General features: G+C 33.0%; 7 protein-coding genes and 1 pseudogene. 6 read left to right on the top strand and 2 right to left on the bottom strand.

The genetic code is table 11. The features are described 5' to 3' along the window. Positions 1 to 7: 7 nt before the first annotated feature. Positions 8 to 1,543 (bottom strand): Na+/H+ antiporter NhaC family protein, encoded by a 1,536-nt coding sequence (locus IR213_RS10105; RefSeq protein ID WP_194312195.1) that lies wholly within the window; start codon positions 1,541 to 1,543, stop codon positions 8 to 10. A 213-nt stretch (positions 1,544 to 1,756) separates the two neighbouring features. On the opposite strand from IR213_RS10105, the gene IR213_RS10110 reads away from it, so the two are divergent. From IR213_RS10110 to IR213_RS10120, 3 genes are read left to right on the top strand one after another with little or no spacing between them, the layout of a single operon-like run. After that, entirely contained in the window at positions 1,757 to 3,214 is a 1,458-nt protein-coding gene (locus IR213_RS10110; protein WP_194312196.1) for a CoA-acylating methylmalonate-semialdehyde dehydrogenase, read from the top strand. A 57-nt stretch (positions 3,215 to 3,271) separates the two neighbouring features. After that, positions 3,272 to 3,751: a GNAT family N-acetyltransferase gene (locus tag IR213_RS10115; RefSeq protein WP_194312197.1), complete on the top strand. Its 480-nt coding sequence runs from the start codon at positions 3,272 to 3,274 to the stop codon at positions 3,749 to 3,751. A 3-nt stretch (positions 3,752 to 3,754) separates the two neighbouring features. Further along, the gene (locus IR213_RS10120) at positions 3,755 to 4,204 is read left to right on the top strand and encodes a GNAT family N-acetyltransferase (RefSeq protein WP_194312198.1); all 450 of its coding nucleotides are present in this window, start codon (positions 3,755 to 3,757) and stop codon (positions 4,202 to 4,204) included. A gap of 530 nt (positions 4,205 to 4,734) precedes the next feature. On the opposite strand, the gene IR213_RS10125 is transcribed toward IR213_RS10120, so the two are convergent. Further along, positions 4,735 to 5,175: a hypothetical protein gene (locus IR213_RS10125; RefSeq protein ID WP_194312199.1), complete on the bottom strand. Its 441-nt coding sequence runs from the start codon at positions 5,173 to 5,175 to the stop codon at positions 4,735 to 4,737. 64 nt (positions 5,176 to 5,239) lie between these two features. On the opposite strand from IR213_RS10125, the gene IR213_RS10130 reads away from it, so the two are divergent. The 3 genes and pseudogenes from IR213_RS10130 to IR213_RS10140 all read left to right on the top strand — a co-directional run. Next, positions 5,240 to 5,443 (top strand): hypothetical protein, encoded by a 204-nt coding sequence (locus tag IR213_RS10130; protein ID WP_194312200.1) that lies wholly within the window; start codon positions 5,240 to 5,242, stop codon positions 5,441 to 5,443. A gap of 118 nt (positions 5,444 to 5,561) precedes the next feature. After that, on the top strand, positions 5,562 to 5,816 hold the full coding sequence (locus tag IR213_RS10135; protein ID WP_194312201.1) for a hypothetical protein: 255 nt from the start codon (positions 5,562 to 5,564) through the stop codon (positions 5,814 to 5,816). A 274-nt stretch (positions 5,817 to 6,090) separates the two neighbouring features. Beyond that, positions 6,091 to 6,938, top strand: a pseudogene (locus IR213_RS10140) (hypothetical protein); the annotation flags it as partial.

Consider the following 6,938-nt stretch of genomic DNA (forward strand, 5'->3'; position numbering starts at 1 on the left):
AATAAAATTATAAAATAAACCCGGCTATAAGATAAACTACAGATGAGGCTACAAAAATAATTAGTTGATATGGAAATTGTGAAATACCATGTTTCATCATGTCTACTTTACAAGATTGTGCTGTTAGCACTCTGTTGTCAGAGAAAAAACAAGCTGCTGCACCCCAAACTGTTCCTGATGCCAATGCTCCTTGCGTCAACCAAAAGTCTGCATGAACTTGTGCTGATAAAATAGCTGTTGTAGGAACAAGAATTGCATAGATCCCCCAGTTTGAACCAGTTGCCCAACAAATCCAAGCTACTAATGCAAAAACTATAAATGGTAATGTATTACTGTTCAACCAACTAATACCTTCTAAATGAGAAGCTACAAATTCATTAAATCCTAATGCATTTTGAACATCTTTCAATAAATAAGTAAAGCCTAAAACCGCCAATACAAAGGTTATTGTTTCAAGTCCTTTTACAAAATTGTCTGAAATTTTATGAAAATCAACAATTTTAAAGATCAAGAAATACAAATACACAAATACACAAGCCGTTGCAATGCCTCTTAACGCATCTATACTACCAAAAATATAATCCATAGAGAATGTAAATCCGCTTCCCCAATAATTAAAATCCCATGGATAAGGAAAAATTGTACAAAAAATCAATATTAATAATGGCATGATGAAATACACCATTTTACCTTCTTTTTTATCCTTTTTATTTAATTTCTCTTTTTTCTCTTCTATAACAACAGCATTCTCAGCATCTTTAATCCCTTTAAGATCAGGAAATAATCCATATACTACAAGACCTCCAAGAATCAGGGAAATCCAAGCAGAAAAATTATACGGGATGGTATGCATAAAAGCTTCAATAGGACTTGTAATTGCATGTCCTGTGCTATCCATAACACCACCTTTTAAAGCAGCAATTTGGGTTCCGTAAAAAATTGTCCAGGTCGAAATAGGAAAAATAATGGTCAACGGTACACAAACAAAACTCAAAACCAAAGCTAATTTATCTCTTGAAACACCAAATTTATCAGTAATAGGTCTCATTGTATTTCCAACTGATAAGGCACTGAAATAATCGTCCAAGAAAAAGAAAAAACTCAACCAATAGGTCATTAATAAAGATTGTTTTTTGGTTTTTACATGTCTTTCAGAATATTTTCCTACTGCTTTAATCCCTCCAGAGGCAACAACCATCTGCACAAATGCACCATATAAAATACATACTAATATTACCCAAATTAACCCTTGATCATGGGCATCTCTTGCTATCGAAGAAAATAATCCATCAAACATATTTAAAGGAAAAATCATTCCTTCACCTTCAGGAAACCATTCTTTGGATCCTCCTTGTTTTGCTAAAAGGACAAATCCTATAGCACACCCTATAATAAGAGGTTCCAATGCTTTCCTTGTAATAATAGCTATTCCTAATACCGTAAATGCCGGAACTAAAGCATGCCAGTTAATAAAATAACAAAAAGCTGCCAAAAATAATAAGGCAACTCCGATAATTGTTGAGACCGATTTCATTGATTTCATTCGATTGTGGTTTTGGTTAATAAATAATAATTGGTTAAATTTGGTTAATTTTCAACTCAGATTTTCCTCACTTTTCAAAATATTCAATCTTGTAAATAAGTTAACAAGTGTCTCAATTTTTTGTAAATCTAACAATATTTTTGATACACGCAAAAATATTTATTTATTTTTTAGTATTTTTTGTATATTTGAAAAAATTCTAAATTAGATAATATGTCATTTAACGAAGTAAAAAACTTTATAAACGGGGAGTTTAAATCCGGAAGCTCTACAAAAATTCATTCTGTAATCTCTCCATTAGACGGTGAGAAATTAACAACTTTCAATGAATCTACTATGGAAGATTTGAATGAAATTGTAGCTTCAGCAGAAAAAGCACAAAAAGCTTGGCAAAAAGTTACCTTAAAAGAAAGAGCACAAGTTTTCTATAAATACAAACAGTTATTAGAATCAAATTGTGTTGAACTTACCGAAATTATTTACCGAGAAAACGGAAAAATTCACGCTGAAGCAAAAGCTGAAATTGATAAAGCTATCGAACTAACAGAGTTTGCTTGTTCACTACCACAATTTGTAAATGGTGAAAATATGGAGGTTAGCAGTGGTGTCTATTGTTCTTCTACCAGAAATCCATTAGGAATCGTAGCTTCAATAGTTCCATTTAATTTTCCAAGTATGGTTCCGCATTGGACAGTAGTAAACGCAATTGCTCTTGGAAATGCAATGATTTTAAAACCATCCGAATCTGTGCCAATTAGTGCTCAATATATTGCAAAATTATTGAAAGAAGCCGGACTTCCTGACGGACTTTTTAATGTAATCAACGGAACGCAATCAACAGTTGAAAACATTTGTGACCATCCAGGAATCAAAGCGGTAACTTTTGTGGGTTCTACGAAAGTAGCCAAAATTGTTTATCAAAGAGCAAGCAATAATCTGAAACAAGTATTAGCTCTTGGGGGAGCAAAAAATCATATTATTTTATTGCCAGACGCACATCCGGATATGGCTTCGTCCAATATTGTTGCTTCTATGAGCGGTTGTGCTGGTCAGCGTTGTATGGCTGCAGCAACTTTAATTGCTGTTGGTAATTGCGATGCCATTCTTGATAAATTAATAGGTGACGCTCAAAAAATTCAATGCGGAACCACTTTAGGAGCTGTGATTTCGAAAGCTGCCAAAGAAAGAATAGAAGCTTACATTACCGAAGCCGAACAACAAGGTGCCAAAATAATTTTAGATGGAAGAAACACCATTGTTCCTGGAAAAGAAAATGGATTTTATGTAGGACCTACTTTAATAGATTATGCTACTGCCGATATGAAAATTGCCAGAGAAGAAGTTTTTGGACCAGTTCTCGCTATTGTTCGCGTGAAAACTATTGATGAAGCTTTGGCAATTGAAAATGCAAACCCTTACGGAAATGCGTGTTCCGTATTTACGCAAAGCGGTGGTTTGGCAAATTATGTTACTGAAAATGCTTCGGCTGGAATGTGTGGCGTAAACATTGGGGTTCCTGTACCTAGAGAACCTTTCGGTTTTGGCGGATGGAACGAATCAAGATTTGGTTCAGGTGATATCACCGGAAAAAGTTCAATTGGATTTTTTACCAAAGAAAAGAAAACAACCACTAAATGGAATCCGGAAGCGGGAACCAATTGGATGAGTTAAATTCAGATTGCAGGTTTCAGGTTGCAGACTCTATTAGATTAATGAATTTAGAATTTTATGTTAGAAAAAGTAAAGGCAGACGATTTTTCATATATTTATAAATTGTATATGAATCCAGAAGTGAATCCGTTTCTACTTTATGAGATGATGGATTCGGAAACTTTCAGACCCATTTTTGATGATTTGCTTAAAGACGAAGTTTTATACCTATATAAAGAGGGTACAAAAACTTTAGGAATGTGTAAACTCGTAAGGCAAAAATATAGAGATGAACACAAATTATATTTAGGAGGAGTTGCCATTCATCCTGAACATTTTGGAAAAGGATTTGGGAGAAAAATGATGCTGGAAATCATTGATTTTTGCAGAGAGAAAGCTATTTTAAGAATTGAATTGACCGCTGCCGTCCATAACAAAAAAGCCATTCAACTCTATGAAAATGTTGGATTTATAAAAGAAGGTGTTTTGAAAAATTATACTTATTTAAAAAGTAAGAACCAATTTATAGATGAAGTATTAATGTCTAATTTATTATAAAATATGATACGAAAAGCCACTTTACAAGATTTAGACCAATTGACAACATTGTTTGATCAATACCTCATTTTTTATAAAAACCCTTCCAATATAGAAAAACACAAATCCTTTTTAAAAGAAAGGATGGAAAATAACGAAGCTATTGTTTTTATGGCATTTGACGATACTATTAAAGAAAAAGCAATTGGCTTCACCCTGATTTACCCAACATTTTCCTCCATTCTATTGAGCAAAATTTTGATTTTAAACGATTTGTATGTCGATTCCACCATTCGAAATAATGGAACAGGAGAAAAATTAATTCTTAATACAGTCGAACTGGCAAAGGAACTTGGAGTGAAATTAGTTCGATTGCGAACCGCTAAAAACAATGTAGTTGCACAAGGCTTGTATCATAAAATGGGATTTGTTAGAGATGATTTATATGGGCTATTAAACAATAGTTCTAATTAATACTAATATAAAAAAGGTCGGAAAAGCCAATAAAACCAGTACTTCACAATAAAAAAGGTCGAAAACTGCATATAAACAAAACTTCCTTTTATATACCATTAACTACCGTTTTACTACCATTGAATTAGCCTTTAAATACCGTTGTGAGCGATTAACTACCACCGCAGGGTATATATATGCTTAAAGCTACGATTTACAAGGGATTTAAAGCTTATTTAAACATTATTTAGCCTCATTTATTGGGGCTTTTTTTATGGAATAAACCGAATAACCCAAAAACTGGAAATTTCGTGTTTTTTGATTTGGTTGTACACTTGCATTTACACTTGGTTGTACAAAGCAGTGTTTTTTTTAACCACTTTATGTATGTATAATAGCAGTTTAAGTACATTTTTTGCATAAAAACAACAAACTCACGACACTTAATATCACGAATAAAAAAGCATAATTTAACTTAATTACTTGATTTTTAATTAGTTATTTTGCAGTGTTAAAAATGTAATTTCAAAAAAACACTATACTATACTGATCTACTTCTCTTTCTTTGTTAATTCAGGTGCTGATTCAGCCACATTCTTATAAAGAAATGGTTCTTTCTGCGTGTATTTCAATTCTGAAAGTTCTTTCTCTAGCCTTAAAATTTTTTCATCTTTCATTTCTATGATTTGAAATCGTGCATCTGCTAAATCTTTATAGTTGAATTGCTCAACTGGTTCAATATTATCGTGGAGATAAGCATTATAAAGATTGTTGTCACTTTTTAACATATTACCCATTCCTGTCAATAGCCAATTTGCATCTATATCTTTATAATAGTCAAGAATTCTTGCTGTATTTTCTTCGCTCATTCCATTGTTTTGACTTAAAATCCCTCTTGTAATACCTGTTTCTTGGTAAAATTTATACGGAGTTATGCCAATGAATTCAAGGTATTTCAAGATATTTTGCTTAATAATCGATTTTTCTTGCATAATTATTTGTTTTAATCGAGATTTCTTGTTTATATTTGTACCACACATAAGAACAAATAAAGCAATGGACAAATCTAATAAAAAAAGTAACGAAAACTGGAATACAAGTGCATTAAACGCATTGGCCACAAAATATAGCTTCACAAGCCGCTATATAAAGCAATGTATTACCGGAGAAAGAACCCCAATTTTTGCCGACAGGATAAAAGCGGAATATATCGAACTAAAAAAAAATCTTGACAACCTATTAAACAACGACAAACTATGAAAACACAGATCATCCACCACGTGAATGAAGATTTCACGACCGAAGTAATCGAAACTATATCTCTTAAAGGCGGGAAAATAGTAAGTATCACATTTAGCGAACCTCAAAAACTTTAAGTATGAAGCCAGTAGTAATAAACATCACAAATCTTATCGGCACAATGGTAATCATTGGCGATAAAGAAAACACATCGGCACAAATTCAAGAAAAAGTGAATGATGCATTATTAAAAGTTATAAAAACCTCCGAATATGACCAGCTAGGCGATGATAAAGATCGTACCGATAAGCTTATTCGTAAATGGGAAGAGTGTGTTAAGCCTTCGAATTTAAATGGTTTAAATGATTTTCTATTAGCTCTAAAAGAGCTTTAAATTCATCGGGTTTTTTGTTTAGAGTTTCGGTTTTTAATTTTTCCAAAGCATTAAGATAACTTTTTTTAAAACCCTCATTACCAGTTAGAATATCGGTAATGATGTCTAACCTGATTTCTAAAAAAATTAATTCATACACATCCATATTACTATTATTTATTGAGTTAGACCGTAAATATAGTGATAACTCCGATACAGGTTGTTACTCATATTGATTGATGAGTGAGTACAAGGTTCAATTCCTTGGTCGGAACAAATTTTTAAGTATAAAAATATGCCTTATATCTGGACAGAAAAACAAGTTGCCGTAGAGAAAACGGAATTGATTATCACTTATTTCAGTGAAGAAAAAACGGCATACCTTAAAGGCAAAGGAGTTTTGCACCTTTTTTGGAATAAAGAGAATTCACTTATGATTGAACTGTCAAGATACAAAGATAAAAACTACGGCATCAAGCGTTTGCAAAACGGCGGTGGAAAACACCGCACAGTTCTTATCGACTTTGACAGTTTGAATGCCGACTTGCAGGATATTCTTAAGGACCCTCGAAAAGTTGCTAATCCGTTGGATTTGTATTTCAAAATTGACGGTGATGCTTATACTTATTATAGCGGTTTCAGGCGTTTGGGTTCGCAACTCACTAAAGACGAAAAAGAAAATTATTTAATTAATGCCAGCGTAATGAAGGCCGTCATAAAACTTGAAGAGGTTAGAATTCAGGAGCGGATCAAACTCAAAGGATCATTACGCACCACTACAGTCGATGGTGTTGTTATTCCGGGTGTGTTGCAAAGTTTATTGCAAGATGTCATAGACTTTCAAACCACTTTAACAATTAAACACAAAGAAAAAGAACATACTTTACCTACTGGTGAGAAACAATTTAAAAAGGTTTTAAGCGAGTGCAAAGATGATTTGTATTATCCACTTATCAAGGATCCTGAAGGCAAAAGAAACAATAACGCTCGTAAAGTGGACGATCAAACTGAAATGATTCTTAACGCATTGTTTAAAAACCAATTGCACAAGCCTACACCTACCGAGGTGGCTCGCAATTACGATGCCTTCTTAAATGGCTATGCGGAAGTTTATAATCAAGATACAGGCGAACTTTATGACCC

Origin of the sequence: Flavobacterium soyangense (genome assembly GCF_015277675.1) — a bacterium.
GTDB classification, from domain to species: domain Bacteria; phylum Bacteroidota; class Bacteroidia; order Flavobacteriales; family Flavobacteriaceae; genus Flavobacterium; species Flavobacterium soyangense.

Bases quoted from the DNA above. Each gene is read 5' to 3' on its own strand.
- IR213_RS10105 (WP_194312195.1), bottom strand. From the start codon at position 1,543: ATGAAATCAATGAAATCGGTCTCAACAATTATCGGAGTTGCCTTATTA.
- IR213_RS10110 (WP_194312196.1), top strand. From the start codon at position 1,757: ATGTCATTTAACGAAGTAAAAAACTTTATAAACGGGGAGTTTAAATCC.
- IR213_RS10115 (WP_194312197.1), top strand. From the start codon at position 3,272: ATGTTAGAAAAAGTAAAGGCAGACGATTTTTCATATATTTATAAATTG.
- IR213_RS10120 (WP_194312198.1), top strand. From the start codon at position 3,755: ATGATACGAAAAGCCACTTTACAAGATTTAGACCAATTGACAACATTG.
- IR213_RS10125 (WP_194312199.1), bottom strand. From the start codon at position 5,175: ATGCAAGAAAAATCGATTATTAAGCAAAATATCTTGAAATACCTTGAA.
- IR213_RS10130 (WP_194312200.1), top strand. From the start codon at position 5,240: ATGGACAAATCTAATAAAAAAAGTAACGAAAACTGGAATACAAGTGCA.
- IR213_RS10135 (WP_194312201.1), top strand. From the start codon at position 5,562: ATGAAGCCAGTAGTAATAAACATCACAAATCTTATCGGCACAATGGTA.